The 26,302-nt window shown below is 47.0% G+C and carries 18 protein-coding genes and 1 tRNA gene; 16 read left to right on the top strand and 3 right to left on the bottom strand.

The annotated features are described in order from the left end of the window. Positions 1-110 precede the first annotated feature (110 nt). Positions 111-1,091: an aldo/keto reductase gene (locus tag NKT06_RS08820; RefSeq protein ID WP_253432737.1), complete on the bottom strand. Its 981-nt coding sequence runs from the start codon at positions 1,089-1,091 to the stop codon at positions 111-113. Between the two features lie 233 nt (positions 1,092-1,324). Between NKT06_RS08820 and leuB the strand changes: the two genes are divergently transcribed. The 14 genes from leuB (at position 1,325) to zapA (ending at position 22,120) form a co-directional block, all read left to right on the top strand. Next, the gene (gene leuB, locus NKT06_RS08825; RefSeq protein WP_253432739.1) at positions 1,325-2,410 is read left to right on the top strand and encodes a 3-isopropylmalate dehydrogenase; all 1,086 of its coding nucleotides are present in this window, start codon (positions 1,325-1,327) and stop codon (positions 2,408-2,410) included. A 277-nt stretch (positions 2,411-2,687) separates the two neighbouring features. After that, a complete protein-coding gene (locus NKT06_RS08830) occupies positions 2,688-3,227 on the top strand; it encodes a peroxiredoxin (protein ID WP_091032840.1) in 540 nt (179 codons plus the stop codon). Between the two features lie 356 nt (positions 3,228-3,583). Next, the gene (locus NKT06_RS08835) at positions 3,584-4,000 is read left to right on the top strand and encodes a hypothetical protein (RefSeq protein WP_017689649.1); all 417 of its coding nucleotides are present in this window, start codon (positions 3,584-3,586) and stop codon (positions 3,998-4,000) included. 449 nt (positions 4,001-4,449) lie between these two features. After that, the gene (locus NKT06_RS08840; RefSeq protein WP_253432742.1) at positions 4,450-5,556 is read left to right on the top strand and encodes a PAS domain-containing sensor histidine kinase; all 1,107 of its coding nucleotides are present in this window, start codon (positions 4,450-4,452) and stop codon (positions 5,554-5,556) included. A 121-nt stretch (positions 5,557-5,677) separates the two neighbouring features. Then, entirely contained in the window at positions 5,678-6,643 is a 966-nt protein-coding gene (locus NKT06_RS08845) for an AAA family ATPase (RefSeq protein ID WP_253432745.1), read from the top strand. Positions 6,644-6,647: 4 nt separating this feature from the next. After that, positions 6,648-7,763 carry a DUF58 domain-containing protein gene (locus NKT06_RS08850; RefSeq protein WP_253432748.1) on the top strand — a complete coding sequence of 372 codons (1,116 nt, stop codon included), beginning with the start codon at positions 6,648-6,650 and terminating at the stop codon, positions 7,761-7,763. Further along, the gene (locus tag NKT06_RS08855; protein ID WP_253432751.1) at positions 7,760-9,073 is read left to right on the top strand and encodes a DUF4129 domain-containing protein; all 1,314 of its coding nucleotides are present in this window, start codon (positions 7,760-7,762) and stop codon (positions 9,071-9,073) included. The genes NKT06_RS08850 and NKT06_RS08855 overlap by 4 nt, the downstream gene beginning before the upstream one ends. A gap of 83 nt (positions 9,074-9,156) precedes the next feature. Continuing rightward, positions 9,157-10,113, top strand: a complete 957-nt coding sequence (locus NKT06_RS08860) for an aldolase catalytic domain-containing protein (RefSeq protein WP_047842252.1) — start codon at positions 9,157-9,159, stop codon at positions 10,111-10,113. A gap of 290 nt (positions 10,114-10,403) precedes the next feature. Continuing rightward, complete coding sequence (locus NKT06_RS08865; protein ID WP_253432755.1) at positions 10,404-12,530, top strand: bifunctional diguanylate cyclase/phosphodiesterase; 2,127 nt, start codon at positions 10,404-10,406, stop codon at positions 12,528-12,530. 160 nt (positions 12,531-12,690) lie between these two features. After that, a tRNA-Gly gene (locus NKT06_RS08870) sits at positions 12,691-12,761 on the top strand. A 412-nt stretch (positions 12,762-13,173) separates the two neighbouring features. After that, positions 13,174-15,066: a ribosomal protection-like ABC-F family protein gene (gene abc-f, locus NKT06_RS08875; RefSeq protein ID WP_253432758.1), complete on the top strand. Its 1,893-nt coding sequence runs from the start codon at positions 13,174-13,176 to the stop codon at positions 15,064-15,066. A 635-nt stretch (positions 15,067-15,701) separates the two neighbouring features. Beyond that, positions 15,702-16,736, top strand: a complete 1,035-nt coding sequence (pheS, locus tag NKT06_RS08880; protein ID WP_124113690.1) for a phenylalanine--tRNA ligase subunit alpha — start codon at positions 15,702-15,704, stop codon at positions 16,734-16,736. A gap of 83 nt (positions 16,737-16,819) precedes the next feature. Further along, positions 16,820-19,273, top strand: a complete 2,454-nt coding sequence (gene pheT, locus NKT06_RS08885) for a phenylalanine--tRNA ligase subunit beta (RefSeq protein WP_253432761.1) — start codon at positions 16,820-16,822, stop codon at positions 19,271-19,273. Between the two features lie 138 nt (positions 19,274-19,411). Beyond that, on the top strand, positions 19,412-22,120 hold the full coding sequence (gene zapA, locus NKT06_RS08890; protein ID WP_253432763.1) for a cell division protein ZapA: 2,709 nt from the start codon (positions 19,412-19,414) through the stop codon (positions 22,118-22,120). A 104-nt stretch (positions 22,121-22,224) separates the two neighbouring features. On the opposite strand, the gene NKT06_RS08895 is transcribed toward zapA, so the two are convergent. Then, positions 22,225-22,611, bottom strand: coding sequence for a cupredoxin domain-containing protein (locus tag NKT06_RS08895; protein ID WP_253432766.1), 387 nt, complete (start codon positions 22,609-22,611; stop codon positions 22,225-22,227). 219 nt (positions 22,612-22,830) lie between these two features. Then, positions 22,831-23,190 carry a phage holin family protein gene (locus NKT06_RS08900; RefSeq protein WP_017689637.1) on the bottom strand — a complete coding sequence of 120 codons (360 nt, stop codon included), beginning with the start codon at positions 23,188-23,190 and terminating at the stop codon, positions 22,831-22,833. Between the two features lie 187 nt (positions 23,191-23,377). Here NKT06_RS08900 and NKT06_RS08905 point away from each other — a divergent pair, with 187 nt between their 5' ends. Together NKT06_RS08905 and NKT06_RS08910 are read left to right on the top strand one after the other, a co-directional pair. After that, on the top strand, positions 23,378-25,744 hold the full coding sequence (locus NKT06_RS08905; RefSeq protein WP_253432768.1) for an endonuclease MutS2: 2,367 nt from the start codon (positions 23,378-23,380) through the stop codon (positions 25,742-25,744). A 50-nt stretch (positions 25,745-25,794) separates the two neighbouring features. Beyond that, on the top strand, positions 25,795-26,235 hold the full coding sequence (locus NKT06_RS08910) for a DUF350 domain-containing protein (RefSeq protein WP_253432772.1): 441 nt from the start codon (positions 25,795-25,797) through the stop codon (positions 26,233-26,235). Positions 26,236-26,302: the final 67 nt, after the last annotated feature.

Raw genomic sequence — 26,302 nt, forward strand, 5'->3', positions numbered from 1 at the left:
TCTGACTCTCCTATGGAGGGTCAGACTCTTTTGCTTGTATTTTATATGATTATGGCAACACAGTGCATTCTCTACGGTAACTTATTGCATTACTTTACGCTATCAAGCTATTACCACGCGTATGCATTAGGTGCATGTCCACCTGGACCCGGAAAAATCTCATCCAGACGTTTGAGCACGGCTTCATCCAGAGTCACATCCAGACATTTGAGTGCGGTCTCAAACTGCTCCAGTGTACGCGGTCCGATAATCGGGGCGGTCACTGCCGGATTGGCTGCAACCCAGGCCAATGCCACTGTATCCTGTGGTTCGCCGAGATCACGACAGAGTGCTGCGAAGTCTTCAAGCTGAGTCTGTTGCTGTTCAATTCGTCCCGCGATGCCGCCGCTGCGTGTTCCCTCCAGCTTCTGAAGAGCGTTACGTCCCAGTAATCCACCATCCAGTGGACTCCATGGAATGACGCCGAGGCCCAGTTCTTTGGCAGCAGGCAGTACTTCCAACTCAGGCAAACGACAGTTGAGGCTATATTTATGTTGTTCGGATACCAGGCCGAGGAAATGACGATTATTGGCTTCGCTTTGAGCGATTGCGATCTGCCATGCAGCAAAGTTACTCGATCCTACATAACCGATTTTACCTTGATGAACGGCATTCTCAAATGCGCCCCACAGTTCATTCCATGATACGGCTGGGTCAACATGGTGCATCTGGTACAGCTCGATATGATCGGTCTGCAAGCGGCGGAGGGAACCCTCTAGATGCCGTCTGATTTTGTAGGCGGAGAGGCCAGCTTCGTTGTTGGGGCCATCTGTATCATCATGCATGGAGCCATAGACTTTGGTGGCCAGAACTACTTTCTCGCGTCTGCCACCACCCTGGTTGAACCAGCGTCCGATAATTTCTTCGGTAAGACCGGAATTTTCACCCCAACCGTAAATGTTAGCGGTATCAAAAAAGTTCACCCCTGCATCGAGTGCTTCGTCCATAATGCGGAAAGCTTCTTTTTCATCTGTAGCAGGCCCGAAATTCATGGTACCGAGACAGATTCGACTGACCTTGAGACCTGATTTACCCAAATACGAATATTGCATGTTGCTTATCCCTCCTGCGTACCTGATTTGAATTCAGCTATATTTTACCTTACTCGGAGGGTCGGAACAACTTGCGAAAACTAATCTCTATTAGCTTATAGGTAAAATCTATTAAAGTCATAGATTGTATATCTTGGTCAAATGACCTTGGAATATGATACAAAAGAGAGAGTTAATATGAGACGTTACTTTATGAATAATTAATGAATGAAATATAAGGAGTGGACAACCCAATGGCAGACGTGAAAAAAATTGCAGTTATTGCAGGTGACGGAATCGGACCTGAAGTCGTAGCTGAGGCTGAGAAAGTTCTTAAACGTACGGAGGAAGTATTCGGTTATCGTTTTGAGACAGAGCACGCCCTGTTTGGCGGAATCGCGATTGATGAGAAGGGTACACCTCTTCCGGAAGAAACACTGAGCGTATGTAAAAGTGCAGATGCAGTCCTGCTTGGAGCGGTTGGCGGTCCAAAATGGGATAATAACAGCAAGGAACTTCGCCCGGAAACAGGCCTGCTGGGTATTCGCAAAGCACTCGGATTGTTCTCTAACCTGCGTCCGGCTGTCGTATTTGATTGCTTGAAAGATGCTTCAACGTTGAAGCCGGAAGTACTTGAAGGTACTGATCTGATGGTAGTACGTGAATTGACAGGTGGTATCTACTTCGGTGAGAAGTTCAGACGTGAAAGTGCACAGGGTGAAGAGGCAGTAGATACTTGTGCATATAATGTAACAGAAGTGGAGCGGATCGTTCGTCAGGCATTCGAAATTGCGCAAGGACGTCGCAAAAAGCTGGCTTCTGTAGACAAAGCCAACGTCTTGGAAACCTCCCGTCTCTGGCGTGAAGTTGTGAATCGGGTAGCACCTGATTATCCGGATGTTGAACTGGAGCATGTGTTGGTAGACAACTGCGCGATGCAATTGCTTCGTCGTCCAGCCAGCTTTGATGTTATTGTAACGGAAAACATGTTCGGAGATATCTTGAGTGATGAAGCAGCGATGCTGACGGGTTCCATCGGTATGCTTGCATCTGCATCACTGGGAGAAGGCAGCTTCGGACTATATGAACCGGTACACGGTTCTGCACCGGATATCGCAGGTCAAGGCCTCGCTAATCCGATTGCAACCATTCTCTCTTTGGCGTTGATGTTCCGCACAACCTTTGGTTATGCAGAAGGTGCAGATGCTATTGAAGCAGCTGTGTCGGATGTATTGAACGCAGGACACCGCACGAGTGATATTGCTGTAGACAAGAGCACAGCGATCAGCACGACCGAAATGGGCGATTTGATCGTGGCGGCTATTCAGAAACAAGCGTAATTATAGGACCAACAACAGGCAGCCCTTTGTTTCCAATTATGGAATGTACAGAGGGCTGTTCCTTTATCATTTTTGCCACGAAAAATCCTTATTTATAATTATTATAAAAAAATAATGTTTATAATCTTGACTTTGGGAAGTCCGGATGATAACATTTTACTTGTACTTGTTATCAAGTATCAAATCATTTTAATTACAGGAAAAACGTTCGCGTTTTTCTTGATGATGAGCAATCCGTAAGGATGCTTACATAATCCCAAAGGAGGAATTTTTAGTTATGGCAGAACGTTTGGTTGGTAGACCAGCACCGGATTTCGCAATGGAAACAGTATCAGGAGACGGACAAGATTTCGGTTCCGTTAAACTGTCCGATTATCGTGGCAAATGGCTTGTATTCTTCTTTTATCCTTTGGACTTCACATTTGTGTGCCCAACTGAAATTACAGCTTTGAGCGTTGCTTCCGAGCAATTCAAAGCTTTGGATACAGAAATCCTTGGCGTGAGCGTAGACTCCGTACACAGCCACAAAGCATGGATCAACACACCTGTAGACAGCAATGGTCTGGGTCAATTGAATTTCCCGCTGGCTTCTGACATCACGAAGCAAGTGGCTAAAGATTACGGCGTTCTGATCGAAGAAGAAGGCGTAGCATTGCGCGGCCTGTTCATCATCGATCCAGAAGGCGAATTGAAATATCAAGTGGTTAACCACAACGATGTAGGCCGTAGTGTTGAAGAAACACTTCGCGTACTGCAAGCACTGCAATCCGGCGGATTGTGTGCAATGAACTGGAAACCAGGCGACAATAACCTGTAAGGCCAGGTTAACTTGAACGGTTTTTCTTCAAGCCCTCATCCCGTTAGGGATTGAGGGCTTTTTGCACCCTTTTGCCAGAAGTTATCACGAAGTTAATCAAAAGTGTTTGAACAAGCAGCCAAGCGTGTTAATAATATATTAGAAGAAAGTCTTCTTTTTATCTGCTGAAAGAGGAATTGATGGCCTTTAAGGCGAATAGGGTATGGAAACCCGGTAAATATTCCGGTGCTCTGCATTTATAATCTGTACATGAATGTGATACACTGATGGAACTACCTTTTCGGAAGTGCTGGAAGTGTACGGGATTGCATTTTAACAAAAAAAGTCCCGGCACGTAATAAGGAGGGTGAACAAAAATGAGTTACTGTTGTGGGGCAAGTATGGTTGGAACGAAGGGCACGCTGAAGCATTACCGCACCCAGGTTCATAATGTTCCCCTGCTGTTTTGCCCGGTGTGTCACCGGGTTGAGGTGCATTATAAAGTGGAGAACGAGTACGAAATTCTGGCTGAATATGCGCATGGAGACGGTGCATCCGAGATCGACTTTCAAGATTATGTTACAGAAGATGAGGATGCCATTTTCGAAAACTGTGTAAACCGTGAGAGCGAGGATGCCATGGTCATTGTACAGCGCCAGATTGATATGGCTCTGGATTTGCTCAGGCTTGCCAAAGAAACTAAAGACGAGAAGTGGGAAAGCGAACTTAAACGTCGATTAGCTGTAATGAGTCAGCGCAGACTGAAAATTCAGCATAATAAGACCGGACTATAGATGATCTCGGATATATCACAAATTAAAGATATTAAAAACGAAGCTGATTTGCCCCTGGGTGAAACGGCTTCGTTTTTGTGCTTTGTTTCTGGAACTAATTCGAGGTTTTTTTTAAAATAATTTCCATTCGACACTTTCTCCGATTGACTCTCTTCTATAAACTTGTCTATGATAAAAGCAGACTTGCAAAAGAGGCGGAGCAAAAAATGTTCGTGTTTGGGAATAGGAGAAGGTCAGAATGGAACAAACGTATATGATTTTCCGGATCGACTGTTGGTTACCGGGAATAGACCAGCTTGAGTTCCGGACATGCCATCCATATTTTCGGCGCTCAGCCCCCCAACGAAAGGGCACCGGTAATGAAAAATAAAATCGGCCCTTCCTGTTTCTGTGATGATATGATGTCCGAATGGCAAGTTTATCATTTACGTGAAAAGGAGGAACCTGACATGATTAGTGAATTTCAGGATACAGTGCCTCAACCAACGGATGGATTCCCGCCTGTGCATCTGGATAACAACAAGTACGAGAATGTACTGGAACATCTGGATAGCGGTATTATGTTGTTTGACAGTCACGGTGTATTGACGTTTATTAACGTTCAGATGGCAAAGTTGTTGGAACTTCCGAGAAGTCTGTTGAGCGGCTGCACCCTGATGCAAATGCTGCATCATCCGCAGATGAGCCGATTCAAGAAAAAGAAAATTTTACGTATTTATCGGGAAACCATTTTTCACCGTAAGCGCTATCATGAGTTGATTGATGAATACGGAAGGCATTGGCTGGTTACTGTGACGTACGGTGATCAGATGGATGGGGACTTTTTGTTCAGCGTCAAAGATGTATCTGATTATAAACAAATTGAACAGACCGCTTATCAAAATGACAAACTTGCGATGCTGGGGCGGATTTCAGCATCTATTGCTCATGAAATTCGTAATCCGTTGACTGCAATCCGTGGGTTCATCCAATTGCTCAGGCCCCATTTGCTACAGCTCGGCAAAGACGAGTACGCGCGGATCATATTGACGGAGATTGATCGGGCGAACGACATCATCTACGAATTTTTGAATTCTTCCAAACCGTCGGCTCCACAAAAGACCGTGATGTCCGTCGACTCTTTACTCAAAGAGGTGGTCTTGCTGACAGAAAGCGAAGGTTTGATGAAGGGATGCGAGATCATACTGGATGAAGGGGATGCCCCGCTGAATGTGTCCATTGATGTCAAACAGATTAAGCAGGTTATTTTGAATATGGTGAAAAATGCAATGGATGCCATTGAGGAAGTCGGCGAAGAACATACCGGTCTAATTCGAATATCTACTGCCACGGAAAACAAGTTCGTGCAGATCTCCATCGCGGATAACGGTCATGGGATGGACCATAACACGCTTGTACGTCTGTTTGACCCATTCTTCACGACCAAGGAGAGCGGAACAGGGCTTGGACTCTCCGTGAGTTACCGAATCATCAAGAACCATGGAGGTACCATCTCTGTGGATAGCAAAAAAGGCGAAGGTACGCGGTTTATGATTATGTTACCTTTGGTATTTTGAGAAGAGCGGGGAGTCAAGGAGTCGGCCATTTGCCGACTCCTTTGTTTTATGTTGCCAATTAGGGTTATAGTTAGTAATGAATGCGAATACATAAGCTCCATAACGGAAGGATGAGATGCAGATGGAAATCCAAGGAATGGAACGAATGAATCAACAATTGATGGATCACGTGGGGAAAGTGATTGTGGGAAAAGAGCATACCATAGAGCTGGTGATGACAGCGATTATAGCGTCAGGACATGTGCTGCTGGAGGATGTACCGGGTACCGGGAAAACGATGCTCGCCAAATCGGTAGCCTCTTCATTGGACTGCACATTCCAACGTATACAGTTTACACCGGACTTGCTGCCCTCTGACTTAACAGGAATTCATTTTTTTAATCAAAAAGAAGGTGATTTTGAATTCAGACCGGGGCCCTTGTTTGCCAATCTTGTACTAGCCGATGAAATTAACCGGGCTACACCACGTACGCAATCAAGCTTGCTGGAGTGCATGGAAGAGCGCCAGATCAGTATCGACGGCTCAACGAGACAGCTGGAACGGCCATTTATCGTTATTGCCACCCAGAACCCCGTAGATAACCAGGGAACTTTTCCGCTACCTGAGGCTCAGATGGATCGTTTTATGATGAAAATTCGCATGGGTTATCCAAGCAGTGAAGAGAGTGTAGAAATTTTGAGACGTACGGTAGCCAGCCGTTCTGTTGATGATCTCACGGCAGTGATCAGTCGTGAAGAACTTTTAAAGGCACAGGATACGTATAAAACAGTGCAAATCAACGAAGATTTGCTACGATATATCATTCAGTTAACTGAAGCCACAAGGCAACATCCCGAGCTCTCGCTTGGCGTAAGTCCACGAGGGGCTCAGGCATTACTCAAGGCAAGTCAGGCATGGGCTGCACTGCATGGCAGAGACTTTGTTTTGCCTGATGATATTAAAGTTCTGGCGGAACCTGTGCTGGCCCACCGACTTGTATTCCGTAACCGGGTCAGACAACAAGAGGGCTTGGCTGAGCGTATCATCCAGGAACTTCTGAATCAGACAGAAGTGCCTACGGAGAATCTCGCTACAAGCGGGCGTTAATCTTATGGCATTATTATGGCTTGTCCTTGTTGGAGGCATTGTCGTTGTTATACATGGTGTGTGGTTCGGACGCCCTGCACTGCGAAAGCTCAAGTACAGCAGACAATTCAGCAAGCTGCGTTGTTACGCTGGAGATGAACTTGAGATGGTGGAGACGATATCGAATGAGAAACGGGTCTCCGTACCGTGGCTCAGACTTGAGTCGATGATGCCGGTGTCGTTTGTATTTCGTTCCGGTTCAGGTATGGATATTAGCCAAGGCGAAATCTATCAGAACCATAAGAGTATTTTTACGTTGAAACCGTTTACTCGTATTACGCGCAAGCATCCTTTTGCATGTACTCAGCGTGGGATTTATCCATTAAATACAGCAACGATGACAGGTGGGGATCTCTTTGGCGTGTGGCGTTCCACCAAACCGATTCCTTTGCAAATGTCTATGGTCGTGTATCCTTCATTAGTGAATGCAGAGGATCTTCCTGCAATTTATCAGGTATGGCAGGGAGAAGTGGAAGTATCACGATGGATCGTTGAAGATCCTTTCTTGATTCTGGGTGTTCGGCCTTATGGCGCAGGCGACCCCATGAATCGTATTCACTGGAAAGCGAGTGCACGTACAGGTGAATTACAAGTCTACAAGCAGGGGTGGACAGCTGATCCGCAATCCTGGATTGTAGTGAATATTCAGGAATCTGCAGATATGTGGAGTGTTGTCACTCGACCGGAAAAGATTGAACGGGCACTCCGTTACGCTGCCACGGCTGCAGTGGATGCCATCGGTAGAGGATTGCCGGCAGGCTTCGCCCATAATGGTTATCATGTGGGTGGAGGCCGCGATACACTTCGGATAGAGCCGGATTATGGTACACCCCATCTGGAACGGTTACTGGAAGCTATGGCGGAGACAGAGCTGAAATGCATGGTACCCATGGAGCAATTCCTGAATGATGAAGTACGGCTGAATGAAGAAGCACAGCAAATCCGCAGCTATCTGCTGATTACATCCTATGTATCTGCCGCTATGGAGCATGAGATTGCACGTCTGCACGAACAAGGACATCGTGTGACAATTCTCCCGGTAGAAGACGTAAAGGGTAATACGAAGGCGGTGAGTGCATGAGCAGCAGACAGGCAGCGACGACCAAGGGACTCATAGCGATGTTTGCCGTCTTGATGGCTGGTATATACCTATTCCCGATATTTACGCTCGCTTCATTCTATGCCATGGAACATTTGCCGTATATATTATTCATCCTGGTTGTTCTCGTGGGTTGGTTGGGACAATTCATTCAGCATAAAATACCGGATTTTAGCGAGAAAAGTACATTTATTCGTGGAGTAACGGCACTCATCGTAGGATTTTTCTTCGGACTCGTTGTTGGGATGAGCCTCATTCTCCCGTTGCCGGATATCATCACATTGGTACTGTGCGGAGTTATCTCGGCTTATGCAGGTCTGACCTTCCAGCCAGTCTTTCATTCTGTAATGTTATGGCGCTTGCAGATTATGGGTGTAATCAGTGCAATTGTACTTATGATTGCTTCGAATTCATTAGAATTCATGCAGCCGATACGAACCTATACCCTATGGATTTATATTGCTGGAGTGATCAGCTTTGCCTTTTGGCTGGTTGGACGATATATGCTGCAACTGGATCAGGCAATGCTCAATGACGGCAAGAGAAGATTGGTATTACGAGATTTTGCACGTGCGAATCATCAGCGGTTCATGTGGATGTTTATTGTCATCGTCGCGATCGGTGCTTTCCCAAGTCTGGCAGCCTGGTTGGGGCCACTACGTGACCGCTTGCTCGCATGGATCAGGGGATGGTTTGGTCCGATTTCCGGCGAGGAGCCACAATTGCCTATGGACAACCCCAATCAGCCGATAAATATCCCGAATGACTGGAGAGAGCCCCCATCCGAGCCTTCAGTCCTCTGGAACATTCTGGGGTGGGTAGTGATGTGTGCTGTAGCAGGAGCAATCCTGTGGCTGCTTCTGAGGTTGGGTCAAAAAACGATAAACAGACTTATGGATCGATTCAAGGGGATGTTACAACCAGGTGAAAAGAAGGCAGAACCACGGACGGAGTATATCGATGTCAGTGAGACGCTTGATGCGCCAGCAAAAGTCCGAAAGAATTGGTTTCGGAAAAAAGAAGTGGTACCTGCACAGGATGCTGAACGTGTTCGGTATTACTATCGGACTTGGATTGATAGAGCTACTCATCGAGGAGTGGGAATACAGGGGACGCACACTCCGCTCGAGGCTGCACAGACCATTATTCAGAATGGTGTAAGGCTAGAAGAAGATGAGCTGTCTGCGAGACTTCCTGATACGTATAACAGCGTGCGGTATGGAGAAAAGGTTCCGGATCAATCCGATATGGTTGAGATTGACCGAATCTGGAAATCTTATCGAAGTAAATAAGTCCGGAATCCCTTTACTTTTCTTGTCACGTTCAAGTATCATGAGAGGAATACACAAGTTGGTCAGAAAAGGAGCAGACATTAATGAAGACAAATCATTGCAAAATTGTAGATTGTACGATCCGTGATGGCGGATTGGTAAATAATTGGGACTTTAGCGTGGACTTTGTTCAACAGCTGTATGCTGGATTGAATGAAGCTGGCGTTGATTATATGGAAATTGGATATAAAAACTCTCCGAAGTTACTGAAAGGTGCCGAGGAAGCAGGACCATGGCGTTTTCTGAATGATGATTTCTTGCGTAAAGTGATTCCTCAAAAAGGCAATACCAAACTGTCTGCACTGGTTGACGTTGGACGTGTGGACGAGAATGATATCTTGCCACGCAGCGAGAGCATGCTGGATCTGATCCGGGTTGCCTGCTACAGCAAAGATGTAGATAAGGCACTTGCGCTGGTTCAAACATTCCATGATCGTGGATATGAAACTACACTTAATATTATGGCACTCTCTAATGTCATGGAGAATGAGTTGCTGGAAGCATTTGAATTGATCAAAGAAAGTGCTGTGGATGTTGTCTACATTGTAGATTCTTACGGTAGTCTGGATCATAATGATGTGAAATATCTGGTAGAGAAGTTCAAGACTCATTTGCCTAACAAACGTCTTGGTGTTCACACACATAATAATATGCAGCTTGCGTTTTCTAACACATTGGTTGCGGCGGAACTCGGCGTTGAGCTGCTTGATGCTTCTGTGTATGGTATGGGACGTGCGGCAGGAAACTGTCCAACCGAATTGCTGGTAGCTCATCTGAAGGGAACAAAATACAATCTGCGTCCAGTACTTGGGGTATTGGAACAGTTGATGGTTCCACTGAGAGAAAAAGAAGAATGGGGTTACATTCTGCCTTACATGATTACAGGTGCGTTGGACGAGCATCCACGTTCAGCGATGGCGATTCGCTCATCGGAAGACAAGGATAAGGTTGTTGATTTCTATGATAAATTAACAACACCAGAAGTGAATTTTGATAAGTAATATAGTCTGAAATACAGTTGCAAATTAGGAGAACATGGACTCTAACTGGAGATCCATGTTTTTTTAGTTCTTAATGCCTTGTTTTTCTCTATATTTATGAATAAATATTCCTATGAGTGACTATTTTTTAGTTCACGTATGTAGAATTAAATGTTATTATGTACCAGATAGCATGTGTATGCATGTGAATTGAACGTTGGTTAATATGTTTTTTTGTCGAATTGTGTAATAAGCTGTTAAGTTTGGTTAATGTAATTCAGGATAGGTGATCCCGGGAAGGAAAACACGGCATGAAGGTTAATCTGCAAGATCAGAGAAAAATAAGTTGGGTCGCTGTTTGCGGCTTATTGTGTTTCCTCGCAAGTCAATGGTTTCGTTCTTCTTCAAGCTCTGATCTGATCATATCGGGTTACCCGGTTTTGACACTCTTGGGTGGATTCGCTGCGGCAGCGGCTTGTATCGGCATCTACAATCAAAGCTGGTTATTTCGGACACAGAAGCTAACTCTTCGCAGGACATTATTGACAACACTCTTTTTATTGATTGGTCTGTTTGAACTGGTTCATATCGTTTCATTTGCAGAAGAGATTCCAAATGGAGCCATGATGGAATCGGAGTTCTCCTTAATGATGACAACCATGGGATCTTTGGTATGTTCCGTAGGTTTACTGCTCGTGTATACCTTAAATGAGAAAGAAATTGCATTACCACGCAAATTCTTACTGTTCAGTGGGACATTGGGTACCTTTGTTATTTTGTACATACTGGCTATTCAGGAATGGAGTATGTTACCAAGTATGCTTGATGGGGAAGTGCTTGGTGGTATCTTCACCCGCGTTCATTTTATGGTCGGACTGCTCTATGGCATTATTGCAGTTCTTTTGTTTGTACAATGGAAAAAAACCAATGATGGTGATCTACCAACCATTCTATGTGGCATTCTGTGTTTCTTTTTTGGTGAATGTTATTTTGTTTCAGCAACTGGGGTGAATGATCTCAATCTGCTGTTAGGATTGCTGAGTAATTGTATGGCATATTTTTTCATTCAAAAAGGACTGTATACTTCCGTAGTGGACACGCCTTTTCTGCAACAGCAGGTCGCGGAAGCCAAGATGAACTATATTGCTCATCATGATGATGTAACAGGACTTCCAAACCGTCGTCGTCTTTCACAACAGTTGAAAAAGATGATGGATGATGCCGTGGTGGAGGAACAGCTTGTTGGTGTACTGGTCCTGAATATTAATCGGTTCAAGACCATTAATGATTCGCTCGGACAGCAAGCAGCTAACCGGGTTTTGCGTCAGGTAGGTCAACGACTGAAACATTCGTCACTTCCAGGAGAAGAAGTTTTTGGTTTGGGAAGAGATGAGTTTGCATTGACGATGAGGGATTTTAGTTCAACTGATACGGCGTTGCGTCGGACAAGATCCATTCTGCAACTTTTTGAGAAGCCGGTCTTGGTTGATGGCAATGAGTATCATCTTACACTTGGAATCGGGATGGCCATTTTCCCACATGATGGTGAGTCGCCGCAGGAGATTATTCAGAATGCAGATACGGCTCTGCATAGTGCAAAGGAACAGGGAATGGAACTGAATCGTTTTGCCCATGCAATGCAGATGAAGGCACAGGAGCGTTTGCAGCTTGAGAATGATCTGCGCAAGGCGTTGGATCGAGGTCAGTTCTACCTCGTCTACCAGCCGCAGGTTAATCTGCAGAGTGGGCTAATCGTGGGCATGGAAGCATTGGTGCGTTGGCAGCATCCACAGCGAGGCTCGGTATCTCCGGCGGAATTTATTCCGCTGGCAGAAGAAAGCGGGCTCATTGTGCCGCTTGGCGAATGGGTGCTTCGTGAAGCATGTGCACAGAACAAACAGTGGCAGGAAGCCGGTTATCGTAAACTGTGTGTGTCAGTGAATCTGTCGATGAGACAATTCAGACATTCCCATTTATTGGACAATATCAATGGCATTCTAAAAGAGACAGGGCTGGAGCCTGTATGGCTTGAACTGGAGATTACAGAGAGTATGACATTTGACAAAGACCGATCCTTCGAACAGTTGCGCAAAATCAAAGAAATTGGTGTGCATATCAGTATTGATGATTTTGGAACGGGATACAGCTCGTTGCACTATCTGAAGGATCTGCCGATTGATCGGCTCAAGATTGACCGTTCGTTCGTTAATGAAGTCATGGAGGACAGCAATAACGCTGCGATTGTATCTACCATCACTTCAATGGCGCATCATTTACAATTGAAAGTGACTGCGGAGGGCGTGGAGAACGAAGATCAGATGGTCTTTCTTCGCAATCAACATTGTCACGAGGCTCAGGGTTATTTCTTCAGTAAACCGATTAAAGCCGCAGAATTTGAAAAGCAGTTTTTGAGAGATGTGGATAAGCCCACAGGATAGGGAAGAGCGGGGGCGCGAGGGTGCTCCTGCTTTTTTTGATGGACGCGTAATGAAAAAAATGGAAATATGACTTGCATGCTATTGAGGATCATGGTATATTATTATTTGTAAAATCACTGTTAACTTCTGAACGGAACTTAACAATTAAACCTTCATTCATGCGGGTGTAGTTCAATGGTAGAACTTTAGCCTTCCAAGCTAATAGCGTGGGTTCGATTCCCATCACCCGCTTAACGAAGCAGTACCGGAGCCCTTGCGATGCAAGGGCTTTTTTTCTTTTCTAAAAATCTGGTACAATAACGGAGAAATTGATACTACACATGAATGAGAGGTAACCATACGTCCCATGAAGTAAAACACATGAATTGACCCCAGTTAACTGCAGACAGTTTTATGACGCAGTCAGCCAGAGCGGCTGAGCAATGAGGGGATTCGTGTGTCCAAATTCAGCTATGGGAAAAGGTATGGAACAAGTAAGCCTTTGAGGTTTACGTGTACCCTGTGTTCGGGGTTTCTTTGTTCATGCCGTAGCTTACCTTAGATCTGTCTTTGAATGCTTGATCCAACCCTGAATTGCCAAACCGCCGGCTGATGCCAGCGGTTTTTTTGTTTAGCAAAAAGGATGCAGGAAGGATGAGGCCTCATGATGACATTGGTACGCTTACATGAAGTATCAAAAGAATGGAACGGTATTGAATTGTTTACAGGATTGAATCTGGAGATTAATGAGGGCGAACGACTCGCCATTCTGGGTCGCAATGGATGCGGCAAGACGACATTATTACGTATCATTTTGGGTGAAGAGCATGGTGGTGGACGGATTGAACGTCATATCCCGCAGCAGGAATGGGGGTTCATGCGCCAGCGCTCGGAGATTGAGGCGGGTATGAATGTACTGGATGCGGTCCGGCGTGAGAGTGGTCAGATCTATGAAGTGAAACGGAACTTGGAAGAACTGGAACAACGTTTGAGCAGTAGCACTGAAGCTGATGATGAGCTGCTTGCAGCCTATACGCAAGTGATGGAGCAATATGAACAGCTGAACGGTTATATGTGGGAGACTGAGGTAGAGAAGGTACTGACACGCCTTGGATTATCCGCAGAGCATTGGAACAGACCCTATCATTCTTTGAGCGGTGGACAAAAAACAAAAGCTCGTTTGGCGGGACTGCTTGTCAGCAAACCCAAATTCCTGATCCTGGATGAACCGACGAATCATCTGGATGAGGGGAGCATGCGCTGGCTTGAAGAGTGGTTATCCTCATATGAAGGCACGCTGTTATTTGTATCTCACGATCGAACCTTTATTGATCAGGTAGCATCAGGAGTCATTGAGTTCAGTACAGATGCCCTGACCAAATATAAAGGCGGATACTCTGAATACAAGGTCCACAAAGAGCGTGAATTACGGGAACAGGAAACGATCTACCGCAGGCAGGAGTTGGAGCGTAAGGCGCTGGAAGAAACGATTCGTAACTACCAGGAATGGTTCCATAAAGCGCATAATTCAGCGACCGATGTGGAGGTGAAGATCACCCAGAGCTTCTACAAGGCCAAAGCCAACAAAAATATTTCACGATACCATGCGAAACAAAAACAGTTGGAACGTTTGGAGCGGGAACGGGTGGATAAACCTCGTGAAGCTGCAAAGTTGAACATGGAATTGCAGATGAATCCACTGGCTGCACGCCAGCTTCTTGCGCTGGAAGAGGTGAGTTTTTCATATACGGGGAACGAGCCAGTGCTTCGCAACCTTCGAATCACTGTTGAACGCGGAGATCGGCTTGCCGTACGGGGTCCTAACGGAACGGGCAAGACGACACTGCTGAAGTTGATGATTGGCGAGCTGGAACCTTCGGAAGGCAAGGTCACACGGCATCCACAGCTGAGAATCGGATACTTTTCACAGGAGCTGGAAGGGCTTCCCGAGAATCTAACGCTTCTGGATAGTTTGCTTACCCTTCCATCCATGACTCAAAGTGCGGCACGTACCATTCTGGGATGTTTCCTGTTTTCCAGGGATGATGTGTTCAAACGTATTGGGGATTTGAGCATGGGGGAAAAGTGTAGAGTGGCATTTCTGAGACTGTATTTTGGCGGAGCGAATCTGCTGGTGCTGGACGAACCGACAAACTATCTGGACATCGATACTCAGGAAGTCATGGAGAATGTATTAAAACAGGCTTCAGGTGCTTTGGTGCTTGTATCTCATGACCGGATGCTGACGAAGACACTCGCGAATCGATTGTGCGATCTGGAAGCTGGGGGCACAGCAACTCTGTTTGAAGGAGGTGTGTCGGATTGGGAGCAGTCCACCAAACTTCGGGAGGTGGCGCTGGAGACCCGGGAATCCGATGATGAGCGGTTACGATTGGAGATGCGACTATCGGAGTTGCTGTCTCCTGTAAGCACTGCTGGAAAAGACAGTCTGACACAGCCCGAGCATTCGAATGAGCGAGCGGTCGAGGCAGCTGAGATTCGCGAAATCCAGAAGCGCCTAAAACAATTGAAAGATAAGGGTGCAAGCATAAATTAGAACATGGACGGCTTGCTATTTCGATCTATTTTGCATATAATTATGAACGATCATCGATGATTATATCGATATAGGGTATGTGTTCAAAAAGAGCGGTTTTCAGTACCGAGAAGATGGGATGAAGATAGAAATGGAGTAGCGGAGCGTAGGGAAAACTACGTGAGCAACTACAATGTTTCCGAAGGAAACATACTTCGTAAGCATCTGCTTATTCGGCTGAATGCCATATTCGACGCTGATGATGCCGCCAGGCATCATTCGTAATCAAAAGCGGACTTTTTGACAACCTCTAGAGGTTTAACTAACAAGCAAACGTGATGATGGAGACAAGTAAGCAGTGCCTCTGGACAGGGAGGAAGCGCCGTAGATTGAGAGCGTTTCTGTAGAACAAGGCTGCCGAAATTCACTCCGAAGCGGTTCCCTGAACCTGTTTTTGTGTAGACACAGAGGCAACAGTAGGGGCAAACGGTTAACGGTCGTTATTCCGTACAAAGTGAGACAGAACTAGTTGCAGACCAGAAGGTCCGTGCAGCAATGGATGTCTAACAAGGGTGGTACCACGGTCTTTTCGTCCCTTCAGGGGAGAGAAGGCCTTTTTTTGTTGCAAAAACACCACAAAAAGGGGGCAATTACACATGAAAGAACGTTTAGAGGCATTGAAGATCGAAGCGCTGGAGCAGTTGTCTGGTGTGAATGATCCGCAGACGCTCGGTGATCTGCGTGTAAAGTATTTGGGGAAAAAGGGTGCATTGACTGAAATTTTGCGAGGTATGGGTGCACTTAGTGCAGAGGAACGTCCAGTTATTGGTCAAGTAGCCAATGATGTTCGGGCTGCCATTGAGGAAGTCATCGACAGCAAGCAGGATCAGTTCCAGAAGGAAGAGACGGCGAAGCGTCTGCAATCCGAGAAAATTGATGTGACGCTGCCAGGACGTCGTGGACGTCAAGGCGGACTGCATCCACTGACGAAAGTGGTACAGGAGATCGAAGATATTTTCATCGGCATGGGATACCGCATAGCGGAAGGTCCTGAAGTCGAAATGGATTATTACAACTTTGAAGCATTGAACTTGCCGAAGAATCACCCGGCGCGCGATATGCAGGATTCCTTCTATGTTACAGAAGACTTGTTGATGCGTACTCATACGTCTCCGGTTCAAGTACGTACCATGCAGAGTATGAAGGGCGAAGTGCCTGTCAAAGTCATCTGCCCAGGTAAAGTATACCGCCGTGATGACGACGATGCGACGCACTCTTTCCAATTCAACCAGGTTGAAGGATTGGTCATCAGCGAAAACATTCGTATGAGCGATCTGAAAGGAACCCTGCTGCAATTCGTGCGCGAGATGTTCGGTTCCCACACGGAAATTCGTCTGCGTCCAAGCTTCTTCCCGTTCACGGAGCCAAGTGCGGAAGTGGATGTAACTTGTGTACAATGTGGCGGCAGCGGCTGTCGAGTATGTAAGCAAACCGGCTGGCTCGAAATTTTGGGCGGCGGTATGGTTCACCCGAAAGTACTGGAAATGGGCGGCTACGATCCGGAGAAATACAGCGGTTTTGCATTCGGAATGGGCGTAGAACGTATCGCGATGTTGAAGTATGGTGTCGATGATATCCGTCACTTCTACAACAGTGATCTGACCTTCTTGAAGCAATTCGGACGGCTGTAACCAACAATACAATGGATCGACAGTTATAGAGCAAACGTTATGAACCGGGAACACCAATTTATAGATGAAGGAAGTGAACGTCCATGAGAGTATCGACAGATTGGCTGTCTGATTATATTTCCCTTGAAGGTGTGACGCCACAGGAATTGGCGGAGAAAATCACCCGTGCGGGTGTCGAGATTGATGTAGTGGAGAACCGCAACAAGGGCGTGAATAAAGTTGTGGTAGGTTATGTGAAGAGCAAGGAGAAACATCCGGATGCTGACAAACTGAATGTATGTGTCATCGATGCCGGCCAGGAAGAAGATCTGCAGATCGTGTGTGGTGCGAAAAATGTGGATGCAGGCCAAAAAGTAGTTGTAGCTCTGGTTGGAGCGAAACTCCCTGGTGGATTGGATATCAAAAAAGCCAAATTGCGCGGCGTTGTATCCCTTGGGATGATCTGTTCTGCGAAAGAGCTGGGCATGAACGACAAATTGCTGCCCAAAGATCAGCAGGAAGGTATTCTTGTTCTACCGGAACAAACAGAGGTGGGCACGCCGATCAGCCAGGTTCTTGGTCTCGACGACCATGTACTTGAACTGGATCTGACACCGAACCGTTCCGACTGTCTCAGCATGCGTGGTGCAGCTTATGAAGTAGGTGCCATCCTGGGTCGTGAAGTGAAGCTGCCGAATCCCAAAGACCAACTGGTTGAAGTGGGTGATGCAGCTGCGAATCATATCTCTGTAGAGATTAAGGCACAGGAGCAATGCAGTCACTATGCCGCTCGTTATGTAACCGGCATTAAGCTGGGTGCTTCCCCGCTGTGGATGCAAAACCGTCTGATGGCTGCAGGTGTTCGTCCAATCAACAATATCGTTGATATCACGAACTATGTCATGCTGGAATATGGTCAACCGCTACATGCATTCGATGCGGATAAGCTGGAAAAAGGTCATATTGAAGTGCGGATGGCCAACGAAGGCGAAACGATCGTTACGCTCGATGGACAGGAGCGCAAGCTGGAGCCGCACATGTTGCTCATTACGGATGGCGTGAAACCTGTAGCCATCGCTGGGGTTATGGGTGGCGAGAATTCCGAGGTGTCAGAAGGCACGGTGAATCTGCTCTTGGAGTCCGCCAAATTCGACGGCGGAACCGTTCGGAAAACGTCGCGCCAACTGGGGCTGCGTTCCGAAGCAAGCATGCGTTTTGAGAAGGAAGTAGACCCGGGTGCGGTGATTACGGCTTTGGATCGTGCGGCTGAACTGATTCAGCGTTATGCTGAAGGTGAAGTGCATCAGGGAATCGTGGAAGCTGGAGCAGAAGCTGCGGAGAAACGTGTAATTCAATTGTCGCTGGATAGACTGAATCGTTATCTGGGAACCGATCTGTCTCTGCTTGAGGTGAAAACCATCTTCGCTCGTTTGCACTTTGCATGTGGTGATGCTGATCAAGGATTGCTGGATGTGGAAGTACCAACACGCAGAGGGGATATTACGCTTGATGTAGACTTGTTTGAAGAGATTGCGCGCCTCTACGGATATGACAACATTCCAACCACTTGGATTGAAGGACCGACGACTCCGGGGGCATATACTCGCTCTCAAGCGATGCGTCGCACCATTCGTGGATTGCTCTCAGGCAGTGGCTGGCAGGAAATGATCAGTTACTCCTTTGTTCACCCGGATAAAGCGACATTGTTCCCGGCACTGACACAAGGCTGTAAAGCCGTGAAACTCGCGATGCCTATGAGTGAGGACCGCAGTGTGCTTCGTACGAGTATTTTGCCACAAATGCTGGATGCAGCGGTGTATAACATGAACCGTAAACAGGATTCACTGGCTGTATTTGAAGTGGGCAATGTGTTCTTCACCGAAGAAGATCAGTTGACCAAGCAACCGCATGAGATCCCAGTACTGGGCTTGCTGCTCACCGGGAATCGTGCAAGCCAGCAGTGGAATGTTGGAGCGGAGAAAGTAGATTTCTTCGATCTGAAAGGTGCGCTTGAGCAACTGTTCGCTTATGTAGGCCTGGAACAACGCATTCGCTTGGTGGCGAACAGCCCCGAAGGATTCCATCCGGGACGTTCTGCGTCAGTTTATCTGGAAGGCAAGGATGGCGGAGAAGGCATTTTGATCGGTACATTGGGTCAACTGCATCCGGAACTGCAACAGCAGTATGATCTGAATGATGTGTACATCGCAGAGATTGCACTTGAATCGATCTACAGTGAAGCAGACGCTGATATTCGTTATCGTGAACTTCCACGTTTCCCAGCCATGGAACGTGATATCGCGGTTGTTGTGAATGAGGATATCGAAGCGGGAGATATGCTGCGCGCCATTCGTGAATCGGCGGGTGAATTGTTACAAACCGTACAGGTATTCGATGTGTTTACTGGTAGTAAACTGGGTGAAAACAAAAAGAGCGTGGCGATGGCACTGGTATACCGGAATCGTGAACGTACACTGACCGATGAGGAAGTTACTGAAGTTCATGCCCGTGTAGTGGCTCGTCTGGAAGAGCAATTCGGAGCGGAATTGCGTAAATAGGACAGAAGAAGATTTTTTGAACAAAGATTAGCAGGAATTGTTTGAAGTCACATCGAATCCTTAGCATTAGAGGATCGATGTGACTTTTTTGTGATTACAGCTTAGAATCAACATACAGACTTGAAGGAGGGCACAACTGTGACTACACCTGATCGTACACGCGTCACCGTAGAGATCTACGGGACTTCCTATAAACTGGTTGGCAGCAGTGCCGACTATATGAAACAAGTAGCTAACCTGGTAGATGAGCGTATGAGCGCGATCTCCAAGCAAAATTCCCGTCTGGATACTCCGCGTATTGCGGTGCTGGCGGCTGTACATATGGCTGAACAGTCTCTTCAGACTCAGGAAATCCGGAATGAGCTGAAGATGCTTACTGGAGAACGTACAGAACTGAGAAACGAATTGAATCGGTTAAACGCCATACAAAATGAACATCAACAAGAATTGGAACGGCGTGACCAGTCTCTTGCTGAATTGCAGAAGCTGAAGCTTGAAGCAGAGCAGGCGCTGAAAAAGGCAGAAACGGACAAGCAAGCAGAAATGGCAAAGTTAAACACACTGCTTGAACAGGAGCGTGCCCAGGCAACGGAGCGAGTGCAGAAATTGCAAGCTCAGGCAACGGCACAACTCAAGGAAGCAGAAGCCAAGGCAGCGAGACAGCTGAAGGAAATGGAAGAAAAAGCGGCTAATCAGCTTAAAACTGCACAGGCACAGGCTGCTTCACAGCTAAAAGAAGCTCAGAACCGCTCTGTAGCTGAACTGCAGCAGGCACAGGCCAAAGCTGCGGCTCAATATAAGGAATTGCAGGATAAGGCTGCAGCTCAATTAAAAGCAGCCGAAAGCCGTGCCGTTGCAGAACGTCAACAAATTGAGGCCATGGCTGCACAACAGGTTCAGACAGCCAAAGAAGAAGCCGAGTCCGCCATCCTGTTAGAGTTGGAGCAGGCTGAGAACAACCTGAAGAAAGCTCAGGAAGAGGCTGCACTGCAATATAACGAACTTCAGCAACAGATGGAACTTCGGCTCCAGCAGGCTGAAGAAAAAGCGCTGGAACAGACTCAGGCTCTGACGGATCAGGCGAATCAGGAGCGGGCTGCCTTGCAGGAACAAGCGGAGCAGAAGCGCCTGAATCAGATAAACCAATTAGAAGCGGAGTTCAAGACGTTATCCGAACAGTCAGAACTCGAATGGATGGAGAAAGAAGCAGCCCTCGAGGAACAATTGCAACAAGCCAAGGAAGCCGCAGCATCTCAGGCAACGGAAGCCGCTGCGGCGGCAGAAGCCGTATTGCAAGAAGAACGCAGCAAGCTCAAGCAGCAGCTTGAGGAACAACGTAAGCAGGCGGAGTCTCGACTGTTAGATGTCGAAGAGCAATTGGAAGAAGTGATGACCCAGCTCATCAGTGCACAGGACATGGTTGCAGAGCAAGAACAGCAGCTTCAACACGAGCGTGGTCAATTGGAAACATTGCGTCATGAGCATGGGGTCCGTAAACAGGAGCAGGAAGTTCAGAGTCGCCGAATTACGGAACTGGAGCAGCAACTGGAGCAATTGAAAGAGGACCGTTCTCAGTTGCAGGAGCTTCTGCGTGAAACGGAGCAGGCTGCCCAGCAATCCCGTGATGCACAGGAACAATGGAAACAGAAGTATAATGAAACTGTGGATAGAGAAACCTCTGTTACTGCTCAGCTGCGCAAACTTCAGGAGCAGCATGCACAGCTTGAACAGGAAGTTCAAAAGCTTCGTGAGGCTGAAGTGAAGTCGGAAGAGGAACAGCGCAGGTTGCATAAGGTGCTTGAACAGGCTCATGCCGCGGTGCGCACATTGCAGAATGAGATTGGCACGCTTACGGAACGTGAACAATCCTGGAAAGACCTTGCTGAGCAGCGATTGGCTGAGATTGGGGACCTGGAGAACCAGATTCTCGAAGTTGCTGAACAAAATGAAACGTTGGAGTCTGGTGTGCAATCCCTTCATGATGAATTGTCCGTAGTGAAGGAAGAGTCTCGTTTCAATCATGAAGAGGCTGTGCAATACCAGAAGGACGCAGAACTTTTGGAAGAGAAACGCACAGAGCTTGAAGTTGAGCTCAATGTTGTTCGGGAAGAGCTGAACCGACTTCAGGATAATTATAAACAAATCCGTAACGATTACAGTGATGCATTACAACGTGAAGAGAATTACAGCTCTAAGATTGATGAATTGAGCACGGAGAAGCAAGAAATTGTGAGGGCGCTTGAAGAAGCAAGACAGTCTTCAGCTAAACTTTCCGAACGCTACTCCGAGCAAGAGAGCCTGCTGGCTCAGACCGAGGAAGAAGCGTTGGAGTGGCAGATCAAATACGAAGAACTGTCAGCCAAACAGGCCGAGTTGTCATCCCGTCTGGAGCAGTTAACGAGACGTGAAGAAGAACTCCGCTCCAGCGTTGCACAAGCAGAGCAGAATGACCAAGTGTGGCAACGCCGTGCAGATGAATGGGCTGCTCAGGAACAATCCTGGCAGGAACGCTGGGCTGCACTTGAGAATGAACTGACCGTTTGGAAGAGAGAAAGTGCTGCAAGTAGCGAGTTGCTGGAGGGACTGGAGCAAGAACGACAGCAGCTGGACAAGTTACGTGCAGAAGCAACTCAAGAGAAAGAGATCATGGAAACTGAACTGCTTGAGATGGGAGAGCGTTACGAACTAGCGGCCAACCAATTACGATTGTTACAGGTTGAACGTGAGATGGAGCAGGAGAAGGCAGAGCAGCTGAACACGGAATATCGTCAGTTGCATGATGAATATACGAAATTGCAGACGGAATATAACGAATGGATTGAATTGATTGAACAGGACCAGACCTAGCGGAATGAATGTGGCAGAACTGGCTCGTGGGCAACGTACTCTGGTACAATTTGTTATACTAAAGAAGGAGCTCCCGTCGCTGCGGGGGCTCCTTGTCTTGAATGCTATTCTTCAACGATAATTTTGGAAATCATGCTGCTGTGTCCTGAACCACAGAAGACCGAACAGGACATTTCAAACTCACCAACTTTGTCCGGGGTTATGACTTTGGAGCTATTTCTGGTATCCAGTTGAAGATTCAGCTCAGGCACAAGCATACCGTGATTTCCGTTTACATTTTCATAAACAATGTTAACCGGAACGCCTTTTTTAAGATGGTACTCAGGTTGATCGAATTCGTAGTTGCTTGCCTTGATGACCAGTTCTTCACTGGCAGTAACCTCAGCTTCGGATCCATTGCTGCCAGATTCTGCGGACTGTTTCGCCGCTCCGCATGCAGTGAGGACCAGAATTAACATACAGGCAGCGAGCCATACTATGCCTTTCTTCATCATGTGCCTCCTTAAAGCGTGATATGGATAAAATTTGAATGATTGCTCCAGTCATCATACCGCAATATGTGGATGCCTGTACACGCTGCGTATGTCGTTTTTCTGAAAATTGTACGTGTACGGCAGAGAGTGGTACTGCCCAAATGAAATAAACCTCTTCCGGCACGAGGCCTTCAGAGGTTTAAGAAAATTCATGGGGACGTTAAGGTGAAATGGAGATTAACTCTTGGAGCTTCGTCCGGCATCAAAAGGGGTGGATACCGGGATGAAAAGATCGATAATCCCGATAACCAGCGCAGCTAGAATGGCACCGAGCAGGCTGACTTCAACATGATCTACAACATATTGACCAAGCCAAATCACCAGTGCGCTAACGATAAATCCGACAATACCGCGACCAAACGGGTTGACCCTTTTGCCGAAAATACCTTCAACAATCCAGCCGAGCAGGGCAATGACGAGAGCAAGCAGCAGGGCGCTCCAGAAGCCACCAACGGCGAATCCGGGAACGATCCAGCTAACCACCATTAATACAATTGCGGCGATGATAAATCGCACGACATGTCCCAGAAAATTCATGGTGTTTACCTCCTTTTATTCGGATTGAACTGAGCAAGGCCACTCCAAGGGGATGGAGAGGTTGCACAATCCTGACACCTGTAGTTTGTGGTGCTATGGTTTAAGTTATGTGTGGAAGGATTCGTTAAATAGCGTAAGAAAGTTTCTTTCGTTATAATACAGATATAGTTTGGAAGGAGTTGTACACTTGGACACGAAAATTTTACACACACTGGAATATCGCAAAATTTTAAATACATTGCTTAGCTTTGCCCAGACGACCATGGGAAAAAAGAAAGCGGAGCAACTTGAACCAAGCAGTGAACTTGAAGAAGTGAAGCGGTTGCTGCAGCAAACCGATGAAGCCTTCACATTTGATCGCCTGAAAGGCTCCCCGTCGTTTGGGGGAATTGTAGATATTACAGCTTCCATCAAACGTGCTGAAATTGGAGGCACACTTAACCCTCACGAACTTTTGGGAATATCCAATACGACCTTTGCAGCGCGGCGCTTGAAACGTCAGATTGGTACTTTGCATGAAGATGAGCCCATCGAATCTCTGTTCTATATCAGTGACCAACTGTCAGAGCAAAAAACGCTTGAGGATGCCATCAAAATCTGTATTGACGATAATGCAGAGGTTGCCGACAGTGCAAGCGTAACCTTGGCGCAGATTCGTCGTGAGCTGCGAGGCGGAGAAGCGCGGATTCGCGAAAAACTGGATTCCATGATTCGATCCTCTACCGTATCCAAGATGCTGCAGGATCAGCTCATCACAATCAGAGGAGACCGTTTTGTTATCCCGGTGAAAGCTGAATATCGTTCATACTTTGGCGGGATTGTGCACGATCAATCCGGTTCGGGTGCGACATTGTTCATTGAGCCGGAATCGATTGTAGCCATGAACAACAAATTACGCGAAACCCGGATTCGGGAAGAACGCGAAATAGAGATTATTTTGCAGAAATTGACGGCACTTGTCAGTGAGCAGGGAGAATGGCTGCTGTATGATGTCGACTTGCTGGGATCACTTGATTTTATCTTCGCCAAAGCACGTCTGGCTCGTGAACTGAAAGCAACATTACCACGCATGAATGACCGCGGATTCCTCAAACTGAAGAAGGGCCGTCATCCATTGATACCGATTGAAAACGTGGTTCCAATCGACATTGAATTGGGCAATGATTACACATCCATTATCGTGACAGGTCCGAATACGGGTGGTAAGACGGTAACACTCAAAACGATTGGATTGCTGAGCTTGATGGCCATGTCCGGTTTATTTGTTCCGGCTGAGGATGGCAGTCAGCTATGTGTATTTGATGCAATCTATGCAGACATTGGGGACGAGCAGAGTATCGAGCAGAATCTGAGTACTTTCTCCAGCCATATGACGAACATCATTCGCATTCTGAAGAACATGACGCCGAAAAGTCTGGTATTGCTCGATGAACTTGGAGCAGGAACAGACCCGGCTGAAGGGTCCGCACTGGCGATCTCCATGCTGGAGCATATGCACCGGACAGGATGTCGCATGGTTGCAACCACCCACTACAGTGAACTGAAAGCATACGCATATGAGCGTAAAGGCGTTATTAATGCCAGCATGGAATTTGATATCAATACATTGAGTCCAACCTATCGCCTTCTGGTAGGTGTACCTGGACGAAGTAATGCATTTGCCATTGCAGAGCGACTGGGACTGCCAGGTTACATTCTCGACTATGCCCGTGGCGAAGTGAAGGAAGAGGATCAACGGATTGAGCACATGATCGCTTCTCTGGAAGAGAACCGACTTACGGCTGAACAAGAGCGTGAGAAGGCAGAGAGCTTGCGCCAGGACATGGAGAAATTACGCAGTCGTCATCAGGCCGAATTGGAGAAACTGGAACAGCAGCGTGATCGCCGGATTGAAAAAGCAGAAGAAGATGCACGCAGCATTGTGGACAAGGCTCGCGCGGAAGCGGAGAAGATTATCGCAGATCTTCGCCTGCTGGCTATGGAGGAAGGTGCTTCCGTGAAGGAGCACAAACTCATTGCTGCCCGCAAACAACTGGACGAGGCTGAACCGGAGAAACGCAGAAAAACGGTTAAGAAGACAGCAACAGCGCCGAAGACTCGTGCCATCGGTCCTGGTGATGAAGTGCTTGTCTACAGTTTGAATCAAAAAGGCCATGTTGTAGAGATGTCGGGCAGCAAAGACGCTATGGTACAACTGGGGATCATGAAAATGAAAGTATCCCTGGATGACCTGGAACTACAACAATCGGCTCCAGCAGCCAAACCGAAGCAAAAACCGGTAACGGGTATGAAACGCACACGTGATGACAATGTGAAAAGTGAATTGGATCTGCGTGGCACCAACCTGGAAGAAGCACTGATGGAGACAGACCGATTCATTGATGAAGCTTTCCTTGCCAACCTGGGCCAAGTTTATATTATTCACGGTAAAGGTACAGGAATTTTACGTTCCGGTATTCAGGATTACCTGCGTAAGCATAAACATATTAAAAGTTACCGGCTGGGCAATTACGGAGAAGGCGGGAACGGCGTGACCGTCGCAGAATTGGAATAGCCGGTCCATGAATCAATGATATTCTGCGACCTTATTTATGAAGGTTGCAGATGGGGAGAGGGGAACGGTGCGTGAAAGAAAGCATTGACCAATTGCTGTCTCATCCCTTGGGGATGGTACTCGGTTTTTTCTCGGTAGCGATTATGGAGCTGCTTGTATTTCTGGCTTGCTTCGAACTGGTGACCAAGTATAAATGCTGGACTGAAATCAAGAAGGGCAATGTGGCTGTTGCGATGGCTACAGGAGGCAAGATCTTCGGGATTTGCAACGTACTGCGGTTCTGCATACAAGCCAAATCTTCGGTATATGAAGCCATGACCTGGTCTTTTGTAGGGTTTATTCTTCTGCTCATTGCCTATTTTTTGTTCGAATTCCTGACACCCGTGTTCTCCATTGATAAGGAGATCGAAGCGGATAACCGAGCTGTCGGATTGATATCCATGATTATTTCAGTCTCGCTGTCGTTTGTTATTGGCGCGAGCATTATCTAGGGGGACCGGTCATGAAGATATTGATACGGATTCTGTTTGCGGCATCGATCGTGTTTTTTGCCATCGG

It is taken from the genome of Paenibacillus sp. 1781tsa1 (genome assembly GCF_024159265.1).
Taxonomy (GTDB): Bacteria; Bacillota; Bacilli; order Paenibacillales; family Paenibacillaceae; genus Paenibacillus.